General features: G+C 69.7%; 23 protein-coding genes and 2 pseudogenes. 13 read left to right on the top strand and 12 right to left on the bottom strand.

What is annotated here, in order from left to right; genetic code table 11:
- Nucleotides 1-3: 3 nt before the first annotated feature.
- The 4 genes from RFN52_RS39490 to RFN52_RS39505 all read right to left on the bottom strand — a co-directional run bounded on the left by RFN52_RS39490 (nucleotide 4) and on the right by RFN52_RS39505 (nucleotide 5,831).
- A complete protein-coding gene (locus RFN52_RS39490; RefSeq protein ID WP_311241187.1) occupies nucleotides 4-1,284 on the bottom strand; it encodes an MFS transporter in 1,281 nt (426 codons plus the stop codon).
- Nucleotides 1,277-2,209: a phytanoyl-CoA dioxygenase family protein gene (locus RFN52_RS39495; protein WP_184853689.1), complete on the bottom strand. Its 933-nt coding sequence runs from the start codon at nucleotides 2,207-2,209 to the stop codon at nucleotides 1,277-1,279. Before RFN52_RS39495 ends, RFN52_RS39490 begins: the two co-directional genes overlap by 8 nt.
- Before the next feature lie 47 nt (nucleotides 2,210-2,256).
- Complete coding sequence (locus RFN52_RS39500; protein ID WP_184853690.1) at nucleotides 2,257-4,140, bottom strand: carbamoyltransferase C-terminal domain-containing protein; 1,884 nt, start codon at nucleotides 4,138-4,140, stop codon at nucleotides 2,257-2,259.
- A gap of 110 nt (nucleotides 4,141-4,250) precedes the next feature.
- A complete protein-coding gene (locus RFN52_RS39505) occupies nucleotides 4,251-5,831 on the bottom strand; it encodes a radical SAM/SPASM domain-containing protein (protein WP_184853691.1) in 1,581 nt (526 codons plus the stop codon).
- A 1,263-nt stretch (nucleotides 5,832-7,094) separates the two neighbouring features.
- Between RFN52_RS39505 and RFN52_RS39515 the strand changes: the two genes are divergently transcribed.
- A complete protein-coding gene (locus RFN52_RS39515) occupies nucleotides 7,095-8,282 on the top strand; it encodes a hypothetical protein (RefSeq protein ID WP_184853692.1) in 1,188 nt (395 codons plus the stop codon).
- Nucleotides 8,279-8,476 carry a hypothetical protein gene (locus tag RFN52_RS39520; protein ID WP_184853693.1) on the top strand — a complete coding sequence of 66 codons (198 nt, stop codon included), beginning with the start codon at nucleotides 8,279-8,281 and terminating at the stop codon, nucleotides 8,474-8,476. The genes RFN52_RS39515 and RFN52_RS39520 overlap by 4 nt, the downstream gene beginning before the upstream one ends.
- A 519-nt stretch (nucleotides 8,477-8,995) precedes the next feature.
- Here RFN52_RS39520 and RFN52_RS39525 read toward each other — a convergent pair.
- Nucleotides 8,996-9,142 carry a hypothetical protein gene (locus tag RFN52_RS39525; protein WP_184853694.1) on the bottom strand — a complete coding sequence of 49 codons (147 nt, stop codon included), beginning with the start codon at nucleotides 9,140-9,142 and terminating at the stop codon, nucleotides 8,996-8,998.
- A 206-nt stretch (nucleotides 9,143-9,348) separates the two neighbouring features.
- On the opposite strand from RFN52_RS39525, the gene RFN52_RS39530 reads away from it, so the two are divergent.
- Nucleotides 9,349-9,906, top strand: coding sequence for a PadR family transcriptional regulator (locus tag RFN52_RS39530; RefSeq protein ID WP_184853695.1), 558 nt, complete (start codon nucleotides 9,349-9,351; stop codon nucleotides 9,904-9,906).
- 78 nt (nucleotides 9,907-9,984) lie between these two features.
- Complete coding sequence (locus tag RFN52_RS39535) at nucleotides 9,985-11,709, top strand: acyl-CoA dehydrogenase family protein (RefSeq protein WP_184853696.1); 1,725 nt, start codon at nucleotides 9,985-9,987, stop codon at nucleotides 11,707-11,709.
- Nucleotides 11,710-11,767: 58 nt separating this feature from the next.
- Here RFN52_RS39535 and RFN52_RS39540 read toward each other — a convergent pair.
- Nucleotides 11,768-12,084, bottom strand: a pseudogene (locus RFN52_RS39540) (glyoxalase superfamily protein); the annotation flags it as partial.
- A gap of 181 nt (nucleotides 12,085-12,265) precedes the next feature.
- Nucleotides 12,266-12,403 carry a hypothetical protein gene (locus RFN52_RS39545; protein WP_184853697.1) on the bottom strand — a complete coding sequence of 46 codons (138 nt, stop codon included), beginning with the start codon at nucleotides 12,401-12,403 and terminating at the stop codon, nucleotides 12,266-12,268.
- Nucleotides 12,404-12,456: 53 nt separating this feature from the next.
- Between RFN52_RS39545 and RFN52_RS39550 the strand changes: the two genes are divergently transcribed.
- Entirely contained in the window at nucleotides 12,457-12,723 is a 267-nt protein-coding gene (locus RFN52_RS39550) for a hypothetical protein (protein WP_184853698.1), read from the top strand.
- Nucleotides 12,724-12,876: 153 nt separating this feature from the next.
- On the top strand, nucleotides 12,877-13,875 hold the full coding sequence (locus RFN52_RS39555; protein WP_184853699.1) for a YdcF family protein: 999 nt from the start codon (nucleotides 12,877-12,879) through the stop codon (nucleotides 13,873-13,875).
- 23 nt (nucleotides 13,876-13,898) lie between these two features.
- Here the strand turns inward: RFN52_RS39555 and RFN52_RS39560 are convergent, their stop codons facing one another.
- Nucleotides 13,899-14,327, bottom strand: coding sequence for a DUF427 domain-containing protein (locus RFN52_RS39560; protein ID WP_229856972.1), 429 nt, complete (start codon nucleotides 14,325-14,327; stop codon nucleotides 13,899-13,901).
- An 84-nt stretch (nucleotides 14,328-14,411) separates the two neighbouring features.
- Nucleotides 14,412-14,696, bottom strand: a pseudogene (locus tag RFN52_RS39565) (UBP-type zinc finger domain-containing protein); the annotation flags it as partial.
- Between the two features lie 579 nt (nucleotides 14,697-15,275).
- Between RFN52_RS39565 and RFN52_RS39570 the strand changes: the two are divergent.
- Both RFN52_RS39570 and RFN52_RS39575 read left to right on the top strand, forming a co-directional pair.
- Nucleotides 15,276-16,265 carry an aldo/keto reductase gene (locus RFN52_RS39570; protein WP_184853701.1) on the top strand — a complete coding sequence of 330 codons (990 nt, stop codon included), beginning with the start codon at nucleotides 15,276-15,278 and terminating at the stop codon, nucleotides 16,263-16,265.
- A 433-nt stretch (nucleotides 16,266-16,698) separates the two neighbouring features.
- On the top strand, nucleotides 16,699-18,486 hold the full coding sequence (locus RFN52_RS39575; protein ID WP_184853702.1) for a serine/threonine-protein kinase: 1,788 nt from the start codon (nucleotides 16,699-16,701) through the stop codon (nucleotides 18,484-18,486).
- Between the two features lie 189 nt (nucleotides 18,487-18,675).
- On the opposite strand, the gene RFN52_RS39580 is transcribed toward RFN52_RS39575, so the two are convergent.
- Nucleotides 18,676-19,698 carry an NAD(P)-dependent alcohol dehydrogenase gene (locus RFN52_RS39580; protein WP_311241188.1) on the bottom strand — a complete coding sequence of 341 codons (1,023 nt, stop codon included), beginning with the start codon at nucleotides 19,696-19,698 and terminating at the stop codon, nucleotides 18,676-18,678.
- Between the two features lie 104 nt (nucleotides 19,699-19,802).
- On the opposite strand from RFN52_RS39580, the gene RFN52_RS39585 reads away from it, so the two are divergent.
- Nucleotides 19,803-20,477: a TetR/AcrR family transcriptional regulator gene (locus tag RFN52_RS39585; RefSeq protein ID WP_184853703.1), complete on the top strand. Its 675-nt coding sequence runs from the start codon at nucleotides 19,803-19,805 to the stop codon at nucleotides 20,475-20,477.
- Between the two features lie 75 nt (nucleotides 20,478-20,552).
- On the opposite strand, the gene RFN52_RS39590 is transcribed toward RFN52_RS39585, so the two are convergent.
- The gene (locus RFN52_RS39590) at nucleotides 20,553-21,614 is read right to left on the bottom strand and encodes an alpha/beta hydrolase family protein (RefSeq protein WP_184853704.1); all 1,062 of its coding nucleotides are present in this window, start codon (nucleotides 21,612-21,614) and stop codon (nucleotides 20,553-20,555) included.
- A gap of 114 nt (nucleotides 21,615-21,728) precedes the next feature.
- Here RFN52_RS39590 and RFN52_RS39595 point away from each other — a divergent pair, with 114 nt between their 5' ends.
- Nucleotides 21,729-22,364 (top strand): GNAT family N-acetyltransferase, encoded by a 636-nt coding sequence (locus RFN52_RS39595; RefSeq protein ID WP_184853705.1) that lies wholly within the window; start codon nucleotides 21,729-21,731, stop codon nucleotides 22,362-22,364.
- A 5-nt stretch (nucleotides 22,365-22,369) separates the two neighbouring features.
- Entirely contained in the window at nucleotides 22,370-23,245 is an 876-nt protein-coding gene (locus RFN52_RS39600; RefSeq protein WP_311241189.1) for a PaaX family transcriptional regulator C-terminal domain-containing protein, read from the top strand.
- Here the strand turns inward: RFN52_RS39600 and RFN52_RS40205 are convergent.
- Nucleotides 23,211-23,852 carry an alpha/beta fold hydrolase gene (locus tag RFN52_RS40205; protein ID WP_374050204.1) on the bottom strand — a complete coding sequence of 214 codons (642 nt, stop codon included), beginning with the start codon at nucleotides 23,850-23,852 and terminating at the stop codon, nucleotides 23,211-23,213. The two genes, RFN52_RS39600 and RFN52_RS40205, sit on opposite strands and share 35 nt — an antisense overlap.
- Before the next feature lie 129 nt (nucleotides 23,853-23,981).
- Here RFN52_RS40205 and RFN52_RS39605 point away from each other — a divergent pair, with 129 nt between their 5' ends.
- Together RFN52_RS39605 and RFN52_RS39610 are read left to right on the top strand one after the other, a co-directional pair.
- Entirely contained in the window at nucleotides 23,982-25,181 is a 1,200-nt protein-coding gene (locus RFN52_RS39605) for an acetyl-CoA C-acyltransferase (protein WP_184853706.1), read from the top strand.
- 10 nt (nucleotides 25,182-25,191) lie between these two features.
- Nucleotides 25,192-25,821 carry an HAD family hydrolase gene (locus tag RFN52_RS39610; protein WP_229856931.1) on the top strand — a complete coding sequence of 210 codons (630 nt, stop codon included), beginning with the start codon at nucleotides 25,192-25,194 and terminating at the stop codon, nucleotides 25,819-25,821.
- Nucleotides 25,822-25,840: the final 19 nt, after the last annotated feature.

Raw genomic sequence — 25,840 nt, forward strand, 5'->3', positions numbered from 1 at the left:
CGGTCACCCCTTGTCGAGTAGGTCGCTGTGCGGGGACGGGCCGGCCGCCGCGGTGTCCTCGCGCAGCGGCGCGAGCAGCAGCAGCGCGCCCGCCACCAGGACGGCACCGCACACCACGAAGACGGCGGGCACGGAGAGGGCTTCGGCGAGCAGACCGCCGAGCGTGGCGCCGACCGGCATGGAGCCCCAGGAGCACAGCCGGGACACGCTCATCACCCGGCCCTGCAGCGGCTCCGGCGTGAGCCGCTGGCGCAGCGACATCACGGGGATGTTCCAGCCCATCATGAAGACGCCGTTGGCGGCCAGTGCGAGGGCGGCGAGCGCCGGTTGCCGCAGGAGACCCAGCGCTACGTACGCGGCGCCCGACGCTGCCAGGGACCACCGGGCCAGTCGCAGCGCGGTCAGCCGGCCGACGGCCCGGGGCGCCAGCCAGCTGCCCGCGACGGCGCCCACCGAACCGGCGGCGAGCAGCAGTCCGTACCCGGTGCCGTCCAGTCCGAGAGCGTGTGCGCTGAGCAGGACCAGCATCGAGAACGTCGCCGAGAACACCAGCCCGTACAAGGTGCTCGCGGCGAGAGTCAGCCTGAGCGTGCGATGGCCCAGGACGAACCTGAGGCCCTCCCGGATGTCGCGCAGCACTCCGCCGCGCGTGCCCGGCGGGACGTCCGGGCGGGCGGTGCGGGGGAGCGGGGCGAGGCCGAGCATGAGCAGCGCGGCCAGCGCGTACATCGTGCCGCCGGTCGCCACCGCCGCGACGGCGGTCACCGCCACGAGGAGGCCCGCGACGGGCGGCCCGACCATCTCGTTCAGCACGATCTGTGCCGCCGACAGCCGCCCGTTGGCACGCTCCAGCTGCCGCTCGTCGACCAGCCGTGGCAGCATCGCGGGCGCCGCCGTGTCGGCGAGGGTCTCGGCGATACCGAGCACGAACGCCAGCACGTACAACACGGCCAGCGGGCGGTGGTCGGCGAGGGCCACGGCCGCGGCGAGCAGGGCCGCGGCGCGCACCGCGTTGCTGGCGAGTACGATCCGGCGCCGGTCCAAGCGGTCCACCAGGACGCCCGCGGGCAGCGCGAAGAGCAGCCAGGGCAGCATGTTGACGGTGGTCAGCCCGGCGACCGCCGCGGGGTGGGGATGGTGTGCCACCACGAGCAGCGGCAGCAGGGTACGGGTGATGCCGTCGCCGGCGTTGGAAGCGGCGGCCGAGGCCCACAGCCACCGGAACGGGCGGCCGAGATCCGCCCGCCGGTCCGGTCCGGTCGCGGGCCGTGCGGTGTCAGTCAACAACGCCTCCCCGGGACGCGTTGTCCTGCGGCACACCGTCGTCGGACCACGTCCGCAGGCCCAGCAGTCGTTCGCCGAGATCGCTCAGCCGCGCCGGTCCCCACAGCTCGGCCTCGTCCTTGCGCACCCCGCCCTCGGGGGGATGCGGGGGGACCCGGTCCCGCCAGAACCGCACCCGGGCCTCGCGCAGTTCGGCGTGCTCCTCCCAGGCGGGTGCCATGGTCAGGTACTGGGCCATGCGCACCCGGCCCTCGGAGACATTGGGATGCACGCCGTGCGGCAGCAGGCTGTTGAAAATGATCAGGTCACCGGGATGGACCCGGGGCATGGTGATCGAGTAGCCGGTGATGTCGGGCGTGAACGGGTCGCGGTCGGCGGGCTGTTCACTCACCCACTTCTCCCACTCGGTGAAGATCTCCGGCACGCACTGGAACCCGCCGATCTCCTCGTCGCCGTCGGTGAGCGAGAGCACCGCCTGACAGCTCACCGGCAGCGGATCGGTGGAGGTGTCCACGTCCCAGTGGACGAACCCGTCGAAGGCGCGTGGCCCCCGGTTGGGCGGGTTGACGTTGGTGAAGTCGATGGTGACCCACAGGTCGGTGCGGTCCCAGATGTCGGCGAAGGCGCCGTAGACCCGGGGGCTTTGCCGCACGTCCCACTGCGCCTGGTGGTTGTACATCTCGACCAGACCGCTGTGCCCCGGGAGCCGGTCGTTGCCCGTGTGCGGCGAGGTCCACGTCGAGGGGTCGTCGGGACGCATGTCCAGGAAGGAGTACAGGCCCTCGGTCAGGGTGGCCACGGTCTGCGGCTCCACCGCCTGACGCACGATCACATAGCCCTGGGTGACCCACTGCTGCCAGTCAGAGGGGGACAGGACGCGCAGCGGCTGGGTCTTGACGATGTCACGCAGGGGAACGACGGCCACGGGTACTCTCCAGGTCAGGGGTCGCGGGTTGCCGGACGGGGTGGGCCTCACTCGACGATCAGGTGGTGCTCCGGCAGTGCCACGGCGTCCAGCTCGGTGCCGGTGAGCAGCTCCAAGGCTTCGTCGAGGCGGTTGAGGAGCGGGCGTCCGCCCGCGTTGGCGCTGGTGTTGATCAGCACCGGTAGGCCCGTGCGTGCGCCCACCGCGTGGCACAGCCGGTACAGCAGGGGCTGAACGCCGGGCGTCACGGTCTGCAGCCGGGCGGTGCCGTCGATGTGCCGGGCCTCGGCCAGCTGCCGGGCCCGGTCGGGTCGTACCCGCACCGCGAACAACATGGTCTCGGCGTGGTCCAGGGGCCCCGTGAAGAACTGGTCGGCCACCTCCTGCGGGCAGATCGGCGCGACCGGCCGGAACCACTCACGTTGCTTGATCGTCTCGGAAACGTACCGGCGGGCGCCGCTCCAGTGGGCCGAGACGAGCAGAGAACGGTGACCGAGGGCTCGCGGCCCGGTCTCCAGGCCACCCTCCAGCCAGGCCACGCACCGCCGCTCGGCGAGCAGTTCGGCGACACGCTCGATGAACTCCTCGTCGTCCACTGCGCGCCGCACGGACAGCGCCGGTTCGGCCGGTGCCGCCGCGGGGCGGGCGGCCGGCTCCGTGCCGTCGCCCTCCAGGGCCTCCAGGCCCGTCAGTGGAGGTCCGGCATAGGCCAGCGGCGCCCAGCGTGAACCGCCCAGCAGCGTGGGGCGGTCGGCCGGATCGGCGACGGCGAGCGCCGCGCCGAGCGCGATTCCCGAGTCGTCGCAGCACGTCGGGACGTGGACCCGGGAGAACCGGCCGGACTCGGCCAGGCGTGTGTTGGCGGTGATGTTGAGGGCGCAGCCACCCGCGTAGCACAGGGTGGCGTAACCGGGGAACCGGCGGCTGATGCCGGTGACCAGCTGGAGCAGGTCGTCCTCCACGGCGTGCTGCAGGGTTGCCGCGAGGTCCCGGCAGACCCGGTCCTCGGGAGAGGTTCCCACCAGCGTGGTACCACCGTCCGCGCTCCGGATCTCGTCAGGGAACACCGAGCCGAAGGAGTGCACGACGTCGTCGTCCGAGGAGTCGGCGAGGCCCGCGTCCAGGTAGCCGCCGCTGACCGAGTCGTACTCCCACCAGGTGTCGGCGTAGCGCAGCGCGGTCCCGGTCAGCTTCTTCTCGTCCAGCACCTCGTACAGATCCGGCGCGGCACGCCGGGTGGACTGCGGGACCAGCATGGCGCGCAGCACCGGCAGCAGGGCCTCGTCCGGCTCCCCGGTGGCCGTCAGCCCGAGCAGTTTGCCGGTGTCGAACTGGCTGCCGTGGACCCGCCGGGACAGCGCCTCGTAGACCAGGCCGAAGCGCGGGCCGCCGCGGTTGGTGAGGGACATCACCGGGGTGAGCCGGTCGCCGTCGCCGAGACAGACCATGCCGCATTCGGCGTAGTTGCCCGTCCCGTCCAGCGCCAGCACCAGGGCCCTCCGGGCGCCGGAGGTGTGATAGGCAAGCGCAGCGTGCGCGTAGTGATGGCGTACGGCCATGAGGGTGATGTCGCCGAGACCGTGGGCCAGTGGCCAGTCGACGGGCTTGATCACACGGGTCACCGCCTCGGCCAGGCCGGTGACGCCGGGCGCCGACCAGCGGGCGTCCTCGTTGACCAGCTCGACCAGCGCGGGCGGCACCACCTGGCATCGCGGTGTGTACCAGTCCGCCACGGCGATCCGGGTCACCGGGCTCACCGCCCGCTCCCGCAGCTCCGCCAGCCACTCGGCGGCGGCGGGAGGGAAGTCGCCGTTGCCGCCGCACACGTGGCGCAGGCCCAGCCGTCGCTCCGCCTCGATGACCCGGTAGCCGTCCGCGTCGGTGAGTGCGGCCCCGGCGTCATGGCCGAAGTGCAGTCCGATCGTTGCCATGGAACCAGTCACCCTTCCTCGGCCCGGAACGGGGTCACGGGGCCGGGTCGTGGACCGGCGGGCCGCCGCACCGTGCGGACGACCCGTCGGGGAGTACGTGGGGGCCGGGGTCAGGACAAACTGGCCAGGCTCTGCGCGTGATGGCGCTCCAGCAGTCCCTGCACCACCTCGCGCATATAGGCGCAGTAGCCGGGCGACATCACCTGGATCGAGCCGTTCTCCTCCTCCAGAGCGCCGGCGGATCCGCCCGAGCAGGTGCCCTGCAGCTCACAGCCCTGGCAGCCGGGGCCGTTGGTGTAGGCCCGCATGCCGTAGTCCTGGTAGGCGGGCGAGGCGAAAATGCCGCGCCAGTCGTCGATGGTGCCGAGCTTGCGGGCGGTGGCCTTGCAGGCGAACACACTGCCGTTGGGCTCGATGGAGAGCTGACGGCCGACCGCCGGGCAGGTCTTGTAGTCGGCCTGCTCGGCCCACTTGGCCTCGTCGATGATCATCTGGAAGGTCTGGTACCAGTAGCCGCTGAGCTGCACGCCGCGCTCGCGCCCGTAGTCCACTGCGGCCAGCAGCCGCTGTGCCACGTCGTGCGGGCTGTGCTTCTGGAAGAATTCCTTCGCCTGGAAGGACACGATGACGTCCAGGCTGTCCAGGCCGGCCTCGGCGACGAAGTCGATGAGCGGGGTGCCCCACTTGTCCCAGGTGTACTGGGAGAGCACCGAGGTGATACTGACGGGCACGCCCGCGGCCTTCATGTCGAGGATCGCCTTGCGGACCACCGCCCAGGGAGTGCGCTGCTGCTGCCCGCCGCGGAACTCGCCGGTCTCCGGGACCAGGTAGTCGATGGAGACGGTGGTGTCGACGCGGTGCTCGGCGAGCGCCGCCAGCAGTTCGGCGTCGATGCGGGAGCCGTTGCTGGTCAGGTCGTAGGAGAGGGAGACCCCGTCGTGGCAGTCGCCGAACGTGCGCAGCACGTGCAGGATGGTGTTGCGGGCCAGGGTCGGCTCGCCGCCGAAGAACGACACCGAAAGATGGCCGCCCCCGTTGGCCTTGCGTAGCTCGATGGCCTCCCTGACGGTCTTCTCGGCCACCTCGCGCGACATGTGCATCGACGGATTGCGGGCCTCGTCCGAGCCGTGGTTCCAGTCGCCGCGGGCGAGCGTGGGGCCGGAGTCCGGACGGCCTGGGGCGTCGTCGCGGGAGCGGCGCAGCTCGACCAGGACCGGACCGGGTTTCACCGACTCTCCGGAGGTGTTGCGCTCCTCCACACCACCGTCGAAGTTGTACGCGAAGCAGCCCTGACAGGAGAAGTTGCAGGCGTTGGTGAGCACGAGCTGGATGGAGGAGTGGAAGACGCCGCTGCTGAGCACTTCACGCCTGCTCTCGAGCAGGGTGTCGATCTCCTTGGCCTCGTCCTGCCCCACCTCGACCAGGAAGCGGGCTTCCACCAGATCACGCAGAGACTCCTCGTCCACCCGTTCGCGTAGCCGCTGCCAGCTGATGCCCCCGGCGGCCTCCCGGAGGAGTTCCACGATGTCCCGGTCGATCAGCCGCGCATTTCCGAAGAGTGAATGAAAGGCCATGTTTCGCTCGCCGCCCGTGAATGCGTCGAGTCGGCCGCCGAATGAGCTGAAATCCCGATCGTCCGCGCCGCGCAGGGTGCGGATGTAGCGCGAGGACTGGTACATCGAATTCTGCATGGCTGAAGCCTTCTCCCTGCGGGTCACGAATTCCGGCGCGACGGAAAGGCGTACACGAGGGCCGGGACGGCGGTGCCGCGGTCACAGGTGCGCGGCGCGGAACAGGGCAGGTCCCGGCGCGCGGTGCCGGGGCCCAGCCGGCGAGCGGGGCCCCGGGTGAATCAGCCGTTAGGCCGGCTCACACTCTTTTCGCTGGTCAGCGGAGGCCGAGGTGGTCTCCGTCCGCTGACGCGGGGGCGTGATGGTCGGGGCGTTGCCCCTGTCCGGCGATACGAACGCGCACGGACGGGTCGACGCGGTGACCGCGGGTCGGGCGACCTTCCTGACTTCGGCCATACGGCCCTCCTCAGTGGGTGAGGCAAACAACGCGACCCACTGAAGCAGAAGTGAGCGAGGCCCAATAAGACGTCAACCGGTCATGCTGGAACTGCCCGTTTGCCGAGGGTCGACGCCGATATCGATCACGCATTACGGGCCGCCCGGATACCTGCGGGACGGGCTCACCTGCTCCCCCTGCTTGATCGATCCATTGGGGACGACCTGCTGTGCGTCGGCCGAAGTGCCGCACGCTGACGGGATTTAGTCACGCAGGGGATGTGACCGACAGATCGTCTACGCCAATCCGCCCCTCGGTATTCTCGTGGTGCGGCACCCTTTTCGTTGTACGCCCCTGTCGTCGACGAGTGCGCGAACGAGCAGGAGACCACGCCCGGAATCGTCGTCCCCCGCGTCCAGCCGCTGTCGCTGAGGCGGGGGTAGTTGCCACGTCATCGGCGACAAGGGCTACGGCTCCAAGGCCATGCGCACCTGGCTGCGGCAGCGGAACATTCGGCACACCATCCCGGAACGGTCCGACCAGATCCGCAAGCGGCTCCGCCGCGGCAGGATCATTCCCGACCAGCTCGCCTCGCGCCAGCGGCATGATGGCCGGGCGGGGGCACGGCCCCTCTCCCAGTCCTGCGATGCACACGTTCTTCATCACGCTGACCAGTACGTCCCACGTCTCCGCATCCACGGAGCCCCGTCAATTCGACTGTTCGTGATCACAGCCGACCCTGCCACGTCGAGTGATGCGGTGTCAGGACGGTGAACGGCCGTCCCCTTCGAGTGGGTGGGGGAGCGGCGGTTGATGAGGGGGGAACACGCCAGACAGTGCGATGTGACGTGAATCACAGAGGATTGTCGAGAGAATGAGTGTCGAATCAGCTCTCTCCCGTCGCAGGTAGGTGAACAGACTCACTCGAGCAACAAAGGAGGCCCGAGATGCCTTCGGATTCAACGCTGGACTCGGCACCCGAGGACGTTTCTCAGCACCCTGCCGCAGAGCCGTTCGAAGCACTGCTCGCCCCTTCACTGGACGCCCCCCAAGCCGGGGCCCTCGACCAATCGGGCTACGGCGGACTCGCGGCGCCGATGGACACGCTCGACTTGGACCCATGTGTCGTCCCGCCGCTTGATGACGGCGTCCTGAACTCCGGCAGTGTGGCGGACGTCGTGGACACGGCTTCCTTCGTGTCCGGCATCAGCGACTTGCTCGAGCCTCTGGCCTGTCTCGGACTCAACCCGGCCAGGGCGATGCTGCCCGGGGTCGAACCGCAGATCAACAGCATGGTGAGGGTACCGGGATCAGCCGTCCGGCTGTCGTCGATGGCTGACGCCTTCCATCCGCTGGGAGGTGTCGGTGAACTCGTCGGTCGATCGCACGTCGGCCTGGCTCAGGTACTCGAAGGCCTCCCGGCTCTGATTCCGCCGCTGCCCGGCCCGGCGAAGATGGCCGGGGCTCGGGCGCCACTGGCGAAGATGACCGAGATGCCGGCACCTGACGGCTTCACGGTCCCGGTGGGACTGCTGCAGATGACGCAGGAGATCCTCCCCACGCGTCCGCCGCTGGCTGACGTCATTGGCGGCCATGTTGCGGCTCTCTTCGCCCGAGTCCGGTCCGTCGCCGACCGGGCGAAGCGGCTGAGGCCGTCCGTCCCTGCCGAAGCCCGCTCGCAACAGCCAAGGCCTGACAGTGGTCCTCCAGCACCGGCCACAGGCTCAGGCAGCGACGCAGGAAGTCCTTCATCGACTCTGCGTCGCCCTCCAGGTATGCGTCGAAGGCGTGACTTCGAGCGCGATCACCAGATCCAAGGTTTCTCGATCGGCTGCATCCCGGACGGTTGGGAGCAGCGGGTCACCGTGCCCGGGCCGGAGGACCTCGTGATCCCGCGCCTTGTTCCCTGGGCTCAGCAGTTTGAGACCGAGTCCGTGCAGTACGTGGTCGGCCGGTTCAACGAGCAGGAACAGGCCGTGCTCCGGGTCAGGGCGGAGAAGCATCCGATGCCGTGGACCATGGCGCCCGCCTTGGTCCAGCAGGACGAAGCGCAGGGAGAACACAACCGGCGCAAGCTGAAGCGCGTCGCCAAGGAGTGGCGCAGGCACGAGATCAACCGCCGGGAGCTTCCGTGAGTACGCCGTCCGACCGGTCGCAGGAGCCGCTGATGACCGTACGGGCCGCGGTCATCTTGATGCTGGCCACGCAGATCGCGGTTGCCGTCGGCGTGCTGACCGTGATGGCAGGAAACGCATGGGCTGTCGCGGTGCTGGCTGCCGGTGGCTCCTTCGCCGGCACCGTCGCCTTCGCCCGGTCCGTGATCGGCTGAACCGGCCCGGGCGAACAGCGCCCGGGCTGACAGCTGTGGTCCCGGCGGCCGTACGAAGGTGCCGGGCGTGCGGCGGGTGGTGACCGGCCCCACAGAACAGGGTGGTTGAGATCACTTGCCCGGATAGTTCGGGTTCTCGGGCAGCGGAGGTGAGAAGCTCACCTTGCCGTCCTCCCGGCGCGCCTGGTACTCGCGCTCGCCGCTGTTCCCAGACCGCGCTCCAGGGTCTCGGTTGCTTCAGCCACCACCCCGCCGGGCCTGGCAACCCTGACCACCGCCTGCGGTCCGTTGTCGACTTCTACCAGCACAGAACCGCCGCTTTCCAGCGGCACTCTAAGCAATTCGGACATCGAGTCCCCCGCCACTTACCCGGTGTGATGCGCGCCACCCTGGCTCCTGCAAAAGCTGTTCGTGCCCGAGATCGGCAATTCACCAGGCGGTCACGAAGGCGCCGGCCGCCTCGCAGTGACGGCCCCCTGGGTTGATCAAGTTCCTATTGCAGGAACCCAACCCGTCAGATCAGGCTGAACGGCCCAGAGTCCGCCGTGCTTCCGTCCACAGCAGATCGAACTCCTCCGCGGAGGGCTCGGCCGCCTGCGGCCGGCCCTTCCAGCCGTCCATGGGACCTTCGGCGAGGGCGCCGTACTGCCGTTCATCGCGGCCCATCGCTGGGAGATCGGCATGATCACGCAAGCGCAGCACTTCAGAGAGGCTGCCGTCACCCGTCGCAAGTCGGCCGCCAGTAGGCCCGGCCGGTGATCCCCGCCCCCGGCACGCTTCCGTCGGCAATGATCTGCGCGACCCGCCCCGGGTGAGCCGTGTCTCACGGCGGAAGCGTTGATATGCAACGAGGTGCATAGAAAGATCGCTACATGGCGCTCGAGCACGCGATCCTCGTTTCCCTGCTGGAAAAGCCGGGCTCCGGCTATGAGCTGGCCCGGCGGTTCGAGCGATCCATCGGGTACTTCTGGACCGCCACCCACCAGCAGATCTACCGCGTGCTCAAGCGGATGGAGAGCGACGGCTGGGTCGACGTCCGGGACGTCCCGCAGTACGGGCGTCCGGACAAGAAGGAGTACTCCGTCACCCAGCCCGGCCGAGAAGCGCTTGCCGTGTGGTTGAGCGAACCGACCGAGCCGGAGAGCGTGCGGCACGACCTGGCGGTCAAGATCCGGGGCGCCGCCTTCGACGATCCGACAGCCCTGATCAGTGAGGTCGAGCGGCACCGGCAGGCGCACACCGGCCGCCTCGCTCACTACCTCGCTGGCGAGGCCCGTGACTTCGGGGAGCCTCCGGCGGACGGTCCGCTCGACGCCGAGCGGGAACTCCAGCACGTCGTGCTGCGCGGCGGCATCGCGTACGAACGCATGATGATCGCCTGGCTCGACGACGTCCTCGCCACACTCGCCCGCTTCGACGCCGAACACTGACCTGCCGAGCGGGCCCTCACCGGGACCGTGACCGTGCCCGGACCCACCCTCATTCATCCCAGCCGAAAGGCGGCACCCGTGACCGACGCGTTGCTCTTCAACCCGCGCACGTACGACCCCGCGCACTTCGACCCGGAGACCCGCAGGCTGCTGCGCGCCACCGTCGACTGGTTCGAAGAGCGGGGCAAGCGCCGGCTGATCGAGGACTACCGGACCCGCGCCTGGCTCGGTGACTTCCTCGCCTTCGCAGCCAAGGAAGGGCTCTTCGCGACCTTCCTCACCCCCGCCTCCGCCGCCGGAGAGGGTGAGGGCGACAGGCGCTGGGACACCGCCCGCATCGCCGCCCTCAACGAGATCCTCGGCTTCTACGGCCTCGACTACTGGTACGCCTGGCAGGTCACCATTCTCGGCCTCGGCCCCGTCTGGCAGAGCGACAACCCCGCCGCCCGCTCCCGCGCCGCCGAACTGCTCTCCCAGGGCGAGGTGTTCGCCTTCGGTCTGTCCGAGAAGGCCCACGGCGCCGACATCTACTCCACCGACATGCTCCTGGAGCCCGAGGGCACAGGCGGCTTCCGGGCAACCGGCTCCAAGTACTACATCGGCAACGGCAACGCCGCCGGGCTCGTCTCCGTCTTCGGCCGCCGCACCGACGTCGAGGGCCCCGACGGCTACGTGTTCTTCGCCGCCGACAGCCGCCACCCGGCATACCACTTGGTCAAGAACGTCGTCGACTCCTCGAAGTACGTCAGTGAATTCCGCCTCGAGGACTACCCCGTAGCTCCCGAAGACGTCCTGCACACCGGCCGCGCCGCCTTCGACGCCGCCCTCAACACGGTCAATGTCGGTAAGTTCAATCTGTGCACCGCCTCGATCGGCATCTGCGAGCACGCGATGTACGAGGCCGTCACCCACGCGCAGAACCGCATCCTGTACGGCCGCCCGGTCACCGCCTTCCCGCACGTACGGCGCGAGTTGACCGACGCATACGTACGGCTCGTCGGCATGAAGTTGTTCAGCGACCGCGCCGTCGACTACTTCCGCACCGCGGGCCCCGACGACCGTCGCTACCTCCTCTTCAACCCGATGACGAAGATGAAGGTGACCACCGAGGGCGAGAAGGTCATCGACCTGATGTGGGACGTCATCGCCGCCAAGGGCTTCGAGAAGGACAACTACTTCGCCCAGGCCGCCGTCGAGATCCGCGGCCTGCCGAAGCTGGAGGGCACCGTCCACGTCAACCTGGCGCTGATCCTCAAGTTCATGCGCAACCACCTCCTCGACCCGGTCGACTACGAGCCCGTCCCGACCCGTCTCGACGCTGCCGACGACGACTTCCTCTTCCGCCAGGGCCCGGCCCGCGGCCTCGGCTCGGTACGCTTCCACGACTGGCGGCCGGCCTTCGACACCTACGCCCACCTGCCCAACGTCGCCCGATTCCGTGAACAGGCCGACGCGCTGTGCGAGTTCGTCCGCACGGCCGCTCCCGACGAGGAGCAGAGCCGGGACCTCGACCTCCTCCTCGCCGTCGGGCAGCTCTTCGCACTCGTCGTCCACGGCCAGCTGGTCCTGGAGCAGGCGGCCCTGACGAGCGTTGACGAGAACGTCCTCGACGAACTGTTCGCCGTCCTCGTCCGGGACTTCTCCGCGCACTCCGTCGAGCTGCACGGCAAGGACTCCGCAACCGAGGAGCAGCAGCTCTGGGCACTCGGCGCCGTCCGGCGCCCGGCGGTCGACGAGGCGCGTTCGGAGCGCGTCTGGCAGCGCGTCGAGGCGCTGTCGGGGGCGTACGAAATGATGCCCTGAGGCTTCGGCACGGCCTCGGACGAACGCCTCGCGGGGTGCGGACGGCCGCCGCCGTACCCCGCGAGGCGTTCGCCGGTGGGTCAGAGCAATTGGCCGAAATCTCACGCGCCAACGGAGCATCCTTCGCCTGCACACCGAACTCGGAGACGATGGCCTCGACATCACGAACGCGGAGGTAGACCATCGGGTGAGGGCGGGCGCCACCCTTGTGCTCCGACAAGAACAACCGCACCCCCCCCGGGCGACCTCGACGAACGCGGGAAGTCCCGGTTCGAAGCGATGTTCCCACTGCCTGGCGAAGCCCAGCCGCCCCTACCAGGCGACCGCTGCCGCAGCGTCCTCGACGCGAAGAATGGGAGTGACTTCTGCGTCCATGGAGTCATCGACGCAGACGAGCAGACCGCCCAGGGCGAGCGTTGCCTGATGCGGCACTAGCCGATCGCGTCCGCGACCTGGTCGCTCCCCTGCTCCCCGCAGAGTTCCTGACGACGTGCTCGTACGCGCCCGGAGCCGGCGGGGCCGCGTGCTCGTTGATGTCTCGTGATGCCATACCTGATCAGCGGGCGAACATGTCGGTCAGGCGCAGGCTGTGGCCGTCCTCTTCCATCAGCGCGACGGTGGCGGGGACCCGGTCAGGGTGGTTCAGCTCGATGGAGGTGAAGGCGAAGTTCACCGCAGCCTCGACGAGCGGCACCAGCTCGCCCCCGGGCCGGGGCGCGAGGGTCAGCCGCCAGTCGGGAGCGACCGATGCCCAACCCTCAGGGCTGTGCGCCAGAGCTCCTCGACGTAGGGGCCATCTCGGTCGACTCCACGATTGTCCGCGCGCACCAGCATGCGGCCGGCGCCCGCACCGACCCGCCTCCGGCCCTGGGATCAAAGGGGGCCAAGGAGATGGAACACCAGACCGAGACGCCGTGGCAGAGCCTCGTCGCCCGCCTGGTGGAGGTGGTGCCGGAGGTGAGGGCCTCGCCTCCGCCGGCGGAGCACTCCGGCATGACATGCCGGTGGTGCTGAACCCACCGCTGCCTGCCCGCGTTCGGCGCCCCGCAGCAGGTCTGGGAGGATGGCCGGCAGCCTTCCGTCCCGGGTCCGCGAACCCGTGGGTGGCGAAGGGCGGGCGGGTACGGGCAGTGGCCCGGCGGACGGAAGAGCGGAGCGGTGCGGCACATGCCGGAGTACCCGGAGTACCTCGCCGCGGTCGTGTTCGCCGCGGGCGGCGTCGTCAACGCCGTGCTGGCACCGCACCGGTTCTCCACCGCCGTCCTGTTCTGCCTCGCGGTGACCTCTGCCGGACTCGGTGTGGCCAGTCGCAGCGCGGCATCCCACCCGACCCTAGCCACCGTCCTCGCCGTCACAGCCCTGCTCCTGGCGCTCGCGCTGGGCCTGCTCCTGCTGGCCGACGGTGTCCTCCTGGTCCGGCGCTACGGACCGCAGGCAGCTCTGCTGGCGACCGGGGCCGCCGGCTGCGCGGTGCTGGCGGTCCCCGGCCTCGACGCGGTCTTCCACGCGGTCGGCGGCGAGGCGTTCGGTGTCCTCGTGGTCGTGGTGAACGCGGCTGCGGGATACCTCAGTCTGCTCTTCCTCGTCTTCGCCGGCTATGTGTTCGTCCGGGGCCGTAGCGCCCCCCTGCCGGAAACCACCCATGCCGTCGTCCTGGGTGCCGGGCTCGACGGCGACCGGCCCGGCCCGCTGCTGACCCGCAGGCTGGAGCGCGCTCTGGCGATCGACGCCGCCCGCGCACCGGACACGCCTGGTGTGGTCTTCGTCGTCTCGGGCGGCCAGGGCGACGACGAGGTCCGCTCCGAGGCGGACGCGATGGCCGACTATCTGCGCGGACGCGGAGTGCCCGCCGACCGGATCGTGCGGGAAGAACGCTCCGTCAACACCGGCCAGAACCTGCGCTTCAGTGCGGCGCTCGTGGACGGCACCACTCCCGGCTACCGCGCCACGGTGGTCACCAGCGGCTTCCACGTTTACCGCACGACGCTGCTGGCCCGCCGCGTCGGAGTGCACGTGCACGTCGTGGGCGCACCGACCTCCCCCGCCTACTGGCTGGCGGCGACCCTGCGCGAATTCGCCGCCGTCCTGTGGCTGGACCGCCTCCCCCTGATCGGACTCAGTCTGCTGCTGGCCGTGCCGGTGGCGACGGCGGTCTTCCAGCGCTGAAGCGCCGGCTGCCCGTCGCCGCCTCACCACAGTCGGGTGCCCGGGGCGCCCTTGAACGGCCCCCGCACCTCCGCGGTGATCCAGCCGCCGTAGAAGTCGCCCTCCTGCGCCCTGACCTCGTCTCCGTCGACCGTGCAGCGGTCCATGCGGCTCGGGTAGAAGGCGATGAAGTCGGCGAGGGGTGCGTAGCCGGGCTCGGGACGGGGATAGCTCCAAGCGGCACGAGCACGTACGTCGTCTCCCACGATGACGTCCCAGTACCGGGCCGACCCCTTCCATTCACACCAGGTCCGTCCCGCGACCGCCGGGAACAGGAGCTCCGTACGGACGTCCTGCGGAGGGATGTAGAACACGGGGGGATGGCTGGTCTCCAGTACCCGGACGGCCCTGCGGGTCTCGGCCACCACCTGGCCGGCGCACTCCACCCGCACGTCACGGTCGTCCTCCCGCATGGCGGGCGGCCGCGGGTAGTCCCAGACCGACTCGGGCGGCCGCGGCGCGGAACGCGGCACGGGCTCTTCCAGCAGGTCCAGATACACCTCGTCCTCGTAGCACCAGGCCCATTCCCCGTCGCGTGCCAGGGTGCGTGCCACCGGATGTGCGCTGGAGTCGAAGTGAGCCGTGGCATGAGCGCCGGGAGAGCTGTCGCTGCAGCCCACGTGGCCGCAGGTCAGGCACAGCAGCAGGTCGGCCGGTGCGCGTCCGCGCGCCGCGCAGGACGCGCACGTCTCACTCAGCGGAGGTGGATCCGCCGTCCAGATGTGGGAGCAGGGCCTGCCCGAAGGCCGGCCGCCGTCAGGCCGGGGCGTCCATCGCGTCATCGGTGATCACCGGCCTGTGCAGTCGCCATCACGCGTCCCGGCAGCACTGCGCCCCGGCCCACGCTCCTGTCGGTCACGCTCTCTCCTCTGTGGTCGTGGTTCTCCACCCTGTTTCGCCCTGACACCGCCCAGGAGATGCAGGCCACCGGGCCCTCTGTCCCCAGCGGCGGCCCTCCACGCGATAGGCGTGCGCCACGATCTGACAGCCGGAGGCCGGACCCGGACGTGGCTGGCGGTCGCCGGCGGCGTCGTCCCGCGCACGGGCCGCTGCGCTGGCACTACCGGCGTCGTCCCCGGGCGCCGCATCCCGCACGCGAGGACGAACGGCTCCAGGCTCGTCTCCTCCTGCCTCTGGAGCGTCACACGGGTGTGGTCCCTTCCAGATTCCAGGCCTTCCTCACATCCCACTTGCCATGGAGTGCGCTCGAAGTCATAGCGTCGATGACGCAACGGCACACGAGGCCGTCTCAGCGCCCACTCCTGCTGGGATGCCGGGTGACGGCATCTGTGCCCGGATGGACGGGAGGCTTCGTGTCGCCCGAAGGACGATCAAGAGTGCAGGGAAGGCTGGGACACGACATGCAGAAGCGTAGTCTGCGGGAATTGCAGGTATCGGCCATCGGCCTGGGGTGCATGGGCATGTCGGCCTTCTACGGAACCGCCGACGAGGAGGAGGGCGTCGCGACGATCCGGCACGCCCTCGACCTCGGGGTGAACTTCCTCGACACCGCGCAGATGTACGGCCCGCTCACCAACGAGTCCCTCGTCGGCGAGGCGATCCGGGGGCGCCGCGACGAGTATGTGATCGCGACGAAGTTCAACTACCGGATGGACGACGCCGTACCGGGCGACATCAGCACGGTCGGCCCGCAGGACGGTTCGGCCGAACACGTTCGAAGCTCCGTCCACGGCTCGCTGAAGCGTCTGGGAACCGACCACATCGACCTGTACTACCAGCACCGGGTCGACCCCAACGTGCCCATCGAGGAGACGGTCGGCGCGCTGGGCGAACTGGTCGCCGAGGGCAAGCTGCGCTACATCGGGCTGAGCGAGGCGAGCGCCCAGACCATCCGGCGTGCGCATGCCGTGCACCCGGTCACCGCGGTGCAGAGCGAGTACTCGCTGTGGTCGCGGGATGTGGAGGCCGAGGTGCTGCCGGCCTGCAGGGAGCTGGGCATCGGCTTCGTGCCGTACTCGCCCCTCGGCCGCGGCTTCCTCGCCGGGCGGTTCACCTCGCCGGACGACCTGGACGCCGACGACTGGCGCCGCCAGAACCCGCGCTTCCAGGACGCCAATCTGGAAGCGAACCAGCGGCTGGCGGCGAAGGTGAAGGAGATCGCCGCCGAGAAGGATGTGACGCCGGCTCAGCTGGCCATCGCGTGGGTGCTGGCCCAGGGCGAGGACCTGGTGCCGATCCCGGGCACCAAGCGCCGCACCTACCTGGAGCAGAACGCCGCCGCCGTGGACATCGACCTGACGAAGGACGACCTGGCCCGCATCGACGCGGAGCTGCCCGAGGCGGCCGGTGAGCGGTACGACGAGGCAGGGATGCGGTCCGTCAACCGGTAGGCGGAGGAAGCGCATACACCGCACGGGGGATCCGCAGGGAACGCGGCGAGGTGGTCGTCGACCTCCTGATCGCCGGACGGCAGGACGGCACTCGGCGGCCACGACCACGCGACTGCGGTCGCCCGTTCGTGACGGGCGGCAGGCGCCCTGTCATCCCCCGTCGTGGCGGACGGCCTGCTCGGCCACGGCGTGCGCCAGCGCCATGTTGCTGATCTGAGGGACACCGGGCGACGACGGCAGCAGGCACGCGTCGGCCCGAGCACCCCTTCCGTTCCGCGCAGTTGCCCGTCGGGGCGCACGGGGGAGTGCCGGTCATCCGCTCCGCGCAGCCACACCCTGGACGAGACCGCCCCGCCGACGAACATCCCTCCGCCGGGGCTGTGCCCCTCACCTCCGCGGGGCCGCGCCCCACGCATCCCGTAGGCTCCCGGCCATGAACGACGGGGAATCCGGCAGACGGGTCATAGACGGGCGCTTCGAACTGCAAGGGCGGCTCGGTGGCGGCGGCATGGGCATGGTGTGGCGGGCGCGCGATCTCGTCCTCGACCGAGACGTGGCGCTCAAGGACGTACGGCCCACCGATCCTGGACTCGCCGAATACGATCCGCCCGCCGCGGCCACGCTCCGGGCCCGGGTGCTGCGCGAGGCACGGGCGCTCGCCCGCGTCAACCACCACAACGTGGTCACCATCCACCACGTGGTCGACACCGACGCCTACGCCTACCCCTGGCTCGTCATGGAGCTGGTGACCGGCGGATCGCTCCAGGACCGGCTCGACAAGGGGCCGCTCGAACCTGTAGAGGCCGCCCGGCTCGGACGCGAGGTGCTGGCCGCGCTGCGCGCCGCGCACGACGTCGGCATCCAGCACCGGGACGTGAAGCCCGCCAACGTGCTGATGCGGCCCGACGGCCGCCCCGTCCTCACCGACTTCGGCATCGCGGCCATCAGGGAGTCGACCTCCCTGACCGTGACCGGATCCATCATCGGCACACCCGACTACATGGCGCCCGAGCGCATCACCGGCGGCGAGGGCGGCCCCGGCTCCGACCTGTGGTCGCTGGCGATGATGCTGTACGTCGCAGTCGAAGGACACCACCCGCTGCGCAGGGGAACCACCCTCGCGACGCTCGCGGCTCTGCTGAGCGAGGAGCTTCCGCCGCCCCTGCGGGCCGGAGCGCTGACCGGCTTCCTGAACGCCGTGCTCGTCAAGGATCCGGTGCGCAGAGCGGACGCGGAGACCGCCGACCGGATGCTCGCCGAAGCGGCCGAGGGCCGCGGCGCGGCTCCCGGCGCTCTCGACGGGGCGGGCGCGACCACCTCGTACCGGCTTGCCCCTCCGCCGGTGCCGACCCCCACACCCTCGGTGCCGGCCGGGTTCGGACCGCCCGTGGGCTTCGGCCCGCCGACCGGCTTCGGCCCCACGGGACCGCACGACGCCGTGCCCGGCCCCACGGGGCCGTCGACCCCCTACCCGATGGGCCCCACCGGGCCGTCGACCCCCGCCCCGACCCCCTACCCGATGGGCCCCACCCGGCCGACGCGGCCACGATCGGGAAACCGGACGAAGAGCCGCATCACGATCGCTTCCTCCGTCGTCGCGACCGTGCTGGCAGGAGTCCTGACGTGGACCCTGCTGCCCGACGGCGGGCAGAACGACGATGCCAAAGCAGCCGATCCGACCGCCTCGGCCTCGACCGCCGCGAAGGACCCTGCCTCCGCACCGCCGAGAGCGTCCCGGACGGCATCGGTGCCCCAGGCCGACGCCAAGACGGACCTGCTGACCCCGGACGGCATCCGGACGGCGGTGAAGGAGATCAAAGCCGCGACCGGCACGGACCGGGCGTGCGACCTCACCGTCTACCCCGGTTACGTGTCCGCGGAAATCATGGTCAAGGGCAGCGACACCAAGTACGACAGCTACACCTACCGCCCGGGCGAAGGCGTCAGGAAGGGCATCATCAGCAGCGCACTCATCGGTGGCGAACGCCCGTTCAGCCTGGACGACTTCGACTGGGACGTCCTTCCCCCCTTGCTGAAGCGGGCGGAGAAGGACCTGAACGTGCAGCGGCCGACCATGCGCTACGTCCTGGTCCGTCCGGCGGACGACACCTTCGGCACCCCGCTGGGACTGGCCGTCTATCTCGCCGACGAGCACGTCACCGGCTATCTGGACGCCGACCTCAAGGGCAAGGTGACCCGGGTCATGCCGGCCCAGGACTGATCCTCGAACGCTCACTTCTGCACCTCACCACGACCGACCGTTTGCAGAGCGTGAGCCCGAGGTGCGTGCATGGGCTGCTGGCGTGCCTGTGTCTGTCGGGTGGGGGGGGTGGGCCATGTGCTGGATGCGGCGATGCTTATGGGCTGTTGGTGGGTGGCCTGTTGCCAGAAGGTGGCCTGGCCTGCGGCGTCACTCCGTGGGCAGGGCGAGCGCCACCTTGCCGGTGGCGCGGCCGTCGAGAAGGTGTCGGATGGCCGCGGCGGTCTCGGCGAGCGGGAAGACACGGTCCACGACAGGCGTGAGCGTGCCCGCGTCGATGAGAACGGTCAGGTCGCGCAGCCCGTCCGCGTGCTCGGAGGAGATGAAGGTGCCCAGGTGCTGTCCGGTGAACGGGGAGAGCATGTGTGCGCGCAGCTGCCGGTCGGTGCCCCCGAGCCAGCGGCCGTCCGTTTCACCACCGGTGATGACCAGCCTGCCGCGGGGCGTGAGGGCCCGGCGCAGATCCCGCAGACCACGCTGGCCCGCTATGTCGATGATGGCGTCGTAACGTCGCGGGGCGGCGAGGAAGTCCTCGCGCGTGTAGTCGATCACATGGTCGGCGCCCAGGGCTCGTACGGCGTCGAGTTTGGGGGTGCTGGCGACGGCGGTGACCCGGGCGCCGAAGGCGTGGGCGAGTTGGACCGCGAAGGTGCCTACACCGCCGGCGGCTCCCGTGATCAGGACCTGCTGGCCTTCTTGGATCTTGGCCCTGTCGCGAACCGCCTGGAGTGCGGTGAGCGCGCTGACGGGCACCGTCGCCGCCTCCTCGAAGGTGAGTCCTGGCGGCTTGGCGGCGATTCTGTCAGGACGGGTGGCGGCGTACTCGGCGAATGCGGCCACTGCGGTGCCGTAGACGTGATCGCCGGGCGCGAAGTCGGTCACTTCGGGGCCGACCGCTTCGACGACGCCGGCGATGTTGCGGCCGGGATTGGGGAGCTTCGGCCTGCGCAGGCCGCTCACAGGCCGGACCGCGTAGGGCAGGCCGGCCATCATGTGCCAGGTGCCCCGGTCCACACTGGAGGCGCGCACGCGGACCAGCACCTCGGTCGGCTCGATGGCGGGCCGAGCGAGCCGACCCGTGCGCAGCACGGCTTCCGGTTCGGCGCCGTAACGCTGCTGTACGACTGCCGTCATCGTGGTGGTCTCGCCGGCGGTTGCGATCCGCTCACTCATGTTCCGCATGATCCCTGCTCCCATTCGTGCCGACCGCATACTTACGCCGTAAGTACAGCACTTACGGCGTAAGCTCGTCAATGCTGGGAGCCCGAGAGGAAGTGATGTCCACCGTGACCCGACGTACCGTCCGGCAGGCGAGCCGCGAGACGCTCACCCGGCAGCGGGTGCTGCATGCCGCAGTCGAACTGGCCGACGCCGGCGGCCTGGAGACACTCAGCATGCGCAAGCTCGGCGAGGCCGTCGGAGTCGAGGCGATGTCCTTGTACAACCACGTGGCCAACAAGGAGGACCTGATCGACGGCATGGTCGACCTGGTGTTCGGCGAGGTCGAGCTGCCCACGCCGGGTCACGGATGGCGACAGGCCATGCGGCAGCGAGCCATCTCCATGCGTCTCGTACTGTCCCGCCACCGCTGGGCCATCGGTCTGATGGAGTCACGATCCACTCCTGGCCCAGCCACCCTGCGTCACCATGATGCCGTTCTCGGCTGCCTGCGTGAGGGCGGGTTTTCCCTCGCGCTGACTGCCCACGCCGTGTCGGTTCTCGACAGCTACATCTATGGGTTCGCCCTCCAGGAGAAGGCCTTGCCCTTCGATTCTCCTCAGGAGACCGCCGAACTGGCGGATTCCATCATGAGCGGTTTCGGCGATGGTGAGTACCCTCATCTGACCGAGATGGCGACCAGGCACGTCATGCGGCCGGGGTACGCGTTCGGCGACGAGTTCGAGTTCGGGCTGGACCTCATCCTCGACGGCCTCCGGAAAGCGTCGAGCTGACGGGCCGGCGCCGTACCGGCCACATCCGGTTCGTTGTCATGCCGAAGTGGTGAGCCGCTGCCGGAAGCGGCGCACTCAAGATCCGTTGCCGTCGCGGCCGAGATCCTTCAGGAACTGGCGCTGGTCTTTGAGGAATCCGTTCACGAAGAGCGAGCGGGGGGAGAAGAGCGCGGTGAGCGTGATCCTGACGTCCGACTGCTCGACGGACTGTTTGAGCATCGAATGGGACCCGTGAGGGTAGCGCTTGACCGTCAATGCACTGCCGGGGTCCAGCACTTTGCGGTAGACGCGCTCCGTGTCGGCGGTGTCCACGTTGATGTCATGGCCCGCGAGGGTCAGAAGCACCGGTATGCCGCGCAGGGCACGCAGATCTTGCGTGGCGTCCGCGGTGTAGTTCTTGGAGATGAAGCCCCAGCGGTCGGCCGTCATGCCGTCCGTGTCACCGCCCGTTGCCTTCACGTACTCCTCGAAGGTCGCGCGCCGCGCGAGCAGTCGGCGGGTGGTGTCGCTCTTGGCGATCGCGGCTTTGGTGCGGGCTGCCGAGGCGCCGTCGGCGCGTAGTTCGGCGAGGAGATTGTGGCGGCCCTGCCGGAGCCAGTTGATTGCGGGGGAGACGGCGATGACGAAACTCACCGGGGTCTTGGCCGCGATCTTCGGCAGGACCCAGCCCGCCTGACTGGCGCCCCAGAGCCCGATTCGGTCGGCGTCGATGTCCGGGCGGCCGCGCGCCCAGGTGATTGCGGCGGCTGCTTCGTCGGCCCGGTCGTCCATGGACTGGTCGAGCCAGTTGCCGGGTGCGCCTGCGACGCCGGGCTTGTCCCATGACAGAGAGGCGTAGCCGGCCTTGGCGTTCGCTTCCCACATGGGCTTGTACCCGTCGTCGTGGGTGGCGTCGATGGGGCCGTCGCCGTGGACGTAGACGACCAGGCCGTAGGGCTTGCGGAGGTCCTTGGGGGTGGCCAGTACGCCGTTGAGGGTGTGGCTGCCGTGGCGGATCGTGACCCGCTGCTCGTCCAAATCGTAGGAGTTCTGCCACAGCACCACACCGGCGAGACCGGCGGCCAGGACCAGGACGGTGACGAGTGACCACACGGTGATGCGGAGCCCGCGCCGTCGGGGCTGGGTCTTCGGACACATGGGAGGGCCGCCTCTGTTCGGGTGTGCGCAGGGATCTCAAACTATCATTGTGAGAACGATCGTTGTGAGTCTGATAGATTGGGGATCGGTTTTCGAGGCGAAGGGAGGGACGGCATGGGACTGGACGAGACAGATCCCGGGACCGGGCCCGTGACCGTCCGGCGAGGCGTTCCGGTGGGAGCCGAGCGGCGGGCGGCCGAGCTGTACTGGGATGCCTTCGGCCGCAAACTCGGTCCCGCGCTGAACCCGCCGGGCAAGGCGGTGCCCTTCATCGCCGCCCACCTGAACGCCGACCGCGCGGTCTGTGCGATCTCCGGAGGGCGGCTCGTCGGCCTCGCCGGCTACCAACTCGGCGGGCGGGCCCTCACCGGGGGGTCGGCCTCCGCCGTGCTGCGCACGTACGGATACCTGGGAGGGCTGTATCGGCTCCTGCTCCTCGCCCTGTTCGAACGTCGGCCGACCCCCGGGCAGCTCGTCATGGACGGCATCGCCGTCGACCCGGGCGCGCGCGGCCGCGGTATCGGAAGCCTGCTCATCGAGGAAGTGACAGCCGTCGCGGCCGAGGAGCACTGCAGGCAGATCAGACTGGACGTGATCGACACCAACCCGCGTGCCAGAGCCCTGTACGAGCGGCGCGGTTTCACGGCTGTGCGGACCGAGCACACGCCCTATCTCCGCGGGCTGCTGGGGTTCGGCGCGGTGACCACCATGCACCGCCCCGTCGAGGCGGACGAGCCGAGAGGACGGTGAGTGCCGTGACCGACCACGTCGAGATTCCCACCCGCATGCTCGTCCACGCGCTGATCCGGGAGGACGGCACGGTCAGCGCGAACGACCTGTACACCGTCGCTTCGACCCTCGGCATGAGCGACCAGCAGGTACGACTGTGCGTCAAACGCCTCGTGGCCGAGCGCCGGTTCACCTCGAAGGGCCGCGGTCGTAAAGCAGTGCTGCACGCCACGGACGACACGACACAAGCCCTGGCCCCCAACGCGGACTTTCTGCGGCTCGCATTCCGTCAGGATGCCGGGCTCGCCCCCTGGGACGGCGTCTGGCACCTGGCCGCCTTCGCCGTGCCCGAATCGGCGCGCACGGCCCGGGACGCCCTGCGCGAGACGCTTGTCCACCTCGGTGGCGCCCCGCTCCAGGGCGGGCTGTACGTCTGCGCCAACGCCTGGGAGCCGTACGTCGAAGACGCGGCGCGCCGCCTTGGCGCCCACAGTGCGCTCACCCTCCTCAGCACCACGGATCTACGCAGGGGCGACACCCAGGATCCTGCCGAACTCGTTCGACGCCTGTGGCCCCTGCAGGAGATCGCCGACCGCTACCACCGCCTCACCCGCATCGCTCGACCCCGCCTCGACCGGCTCACCGGCTCTGCCGAACTCTCCCCGCCCGCCCTGCTCACCCTCGCTGTCGAACTGGCGGCCGAACTCACCCGCGCCATGGAGCCCGACCCGCTGCTGCCGCCTCCGCTCCTGCCCCAGCCCTGGCCGGGTACCGAGGCTCGGAAGATCATCGCCCGGTGCTGGGCGGCGCTGTCCGAGCGCGACCACGGCGAAGCCCGGCCCACCCTCTTCCGTCTCTACGCCGACATCACCCGAGGAGCAGCAGACCGGGCCACGCGCTGAGGACGCAACAGACCACGCCGCTCATACCCGCCGGACGAGATCCAGGCCGCCGGCCCGCAGGGCGCGCACGACCTCGCGTCGCGGACGGAGTCCGGCCGTCAGCCCCCACGACGGTCGGGCATTGAAGTCGATAGTGCTCGGTCACCAAACGAATGCATTCTCGCCTTCGGCCTCGACGAGCTCTACGCGCTACAGGCCGGCGACGAGCTGGTAGGCCCCCACGAACGCTTCGTCGACCTGGCCGAAACAAGGCCCCTCGGCACTGCCACCCGAGGTGGGCCGCCCGACGATCGATCTCGGTCATGGCCGAAGGTCGAATGCCGCCCAGCCCCGTTCCTCTGTGATCGTGACCACGTCTCCGCGGGAAGGCTGATGCGATGTCCTCGGGCCGCTGGGGGTGGGCGCCGGGGGAGTAGCCACGCTGGTCGAGTGCCACCACCCGGTAGCCGTGCGCGGCCGACGCCTCGATCTGCCGCTGCCACACCAGCCCTGTCTGCGGGAAGCCGTGCAGCAGCGCCGGGTGGCCCTCGGACGGACCCGCCGCGATCGCGTCGAACGCGCCCGCACCCGTGGAGATGCTCAGCTGAGTCACGACCCAACTCATCATACCGACTGGTCGGTACCCTCCAGGCAAGCGGGCGAAGTGTCAAGGGCCGGATCGTGGTTGAACCTGACGCCGAATTCAAATATAACCGGCGGACGGACGAACCGGGCCGACAGGAAGCAGTGAGGCGACATGAGAGAAGCAGTCATCGTTTCGACGGCACGCACACCGATCGGAAAGGCTTACCGCGGCGCGTTCAACGACACCCAGGCGCAGGAGCTTGCCGGACACGCCCTTTCGCACGCGGTGCAGCGGGCCGGGCTCGAGGGAGGTGAGGTCGAGGATGTGATCTTCGGCTGCGCCGTGCAGCAGGGGTCCTCGGGTTTCAACGTAGCTCGTCAGGCCGCCCTCCGCGCCGGACTTCCGGACATCGTGTCGGGGATGACGATCGACCGGCAGTGCTCGTCGGGCCTGATGGCCATCGCGACGGCCGCCAAGCAGATCGTCACGGACGGCATGCAGGTCACCGTCGGCGGCGGTGTCGAGTCGATCTCCCTGGTGCAGAACGACCACATGAACACCCACCGCATGGCCGATCCCTGGCTGGTCGAGCACAAGCCGAGCATCTACCTGCCGATGCTGCACACGGCGGAGATCGTCGCCGAACGCTACGGCGTGAGCCGGGAGCGCCAGGACGAGTTCGCGCTGATATCACAGCAGCGCACCGCGGCGGCGCAGGAGGCCGGTCGGTTCGACCAGGAGATCGTCGCGCTCGACAGCGTCAAGAAGGGTGTGGACAAGCAGTCCGGGGAGGTGCGGGACGAAGCCGTGACTCTGACCCGCGACGAGGGCAACCGCGCGTCGACGACGCTCGAGGGCCTGGCCGGATTGACGCCGGTCCTGGCCGACGGTGAGGTGAGCGCGCGATCCAGCGTCACGGCGGGCAACTCCTCGCAGTTGTCGGACGGGGCTTCGGCGTCGGTACTGATGGAGGCGAAGGAGGCCGAACACCGCGGACTGGAGCCGCTGGGCGTCTACCGGGGGATGACCGTTGCCGGTTGTGAGCCGGACGAGATGGGCATCGGTCCGGTGTTCGCCATTCCGAAGCTGCTGAAGCAGCACGACCTCACCATCGACGACATCGGCCTGTGGGAACTCAACGAGGCGTTCGCTTCCCAAGCGCTGTACTGCCGGGACGAACTGCGCATCGACCCGGAGAGGTTCAACGTCAACGGCGGCGCCATCTCGGTCGGTCATCCGTACGGAATGACCGGTGCCCGGCTCGTGGGGCATGCCCTCATCGAGGGCAAGCGCCGGGGCGTGCGGTATGTGGTGGTCTCGATGTGTATCGGCGGCGGAATGGGCGCGGCCGGACTGTTCGAGGTCGCCTGAGGTGTCGAGCGTGACGGACAAGGCGCGAACCGCGGTCCTCGTGGACTTCGGCGGGGTCATCACGTCCAGTGTGCTGCGGGCTTTCACCGACTTCGGCGCCTCGCTCGGCGGGGACCCGCGCCTGCCGCTGGACCTCCTCGGCCGGGACGAGGCATCACGCACCCTCCTGGCCGACCACGAGTGCGGCCGTATCGACGCCGAAGCCTTCGAGCGAGGATTCGCCGAACGGCTCCGTGCGCACGGCGCCGACGTGGCGGCCGAGGGGCTCACGGCCCGCATGCAGGCGGGAATGTCGATCGACCGGGACATGCTCGCGCTGCTCGGTGATCTCCGAGCAGCCGGCCGTCCCGTTGCGCTTGTGTCCAATTCGTTCGGTACCGGAACCTACGACGGCGTCGAGCTCGATGCTGTCGTGGATGTGGTCGTCATCTCCGGTGAGGTCGGGATCCGCAAGCCCTCCCGTCGCATCTACGCGATCGCGTGCGAACGCCTCGGCGTCGACCCCGAGGAGGCCGTCATGATCGACGATCTGCGGCAGAACCTCGACGGAGCGGCACGGATCGGAATCGGCGGCGTACTGCACACCAGCGCCGCCGACACCCGCCACCAACTCGCCGAACGCTTCGGGATGACCACCTGACGATCCAGCAACCGGGCGC

Source organism: Streptomyces collinus (genome assembly GCF_031348265.1).
Classification (GTDB): domain Bacteria; phylum Actinomycetota; class Actinomycetes; order Streptomycetales; family Streptomycetaceae; genus Streptomyces; species Streptomyces collinus.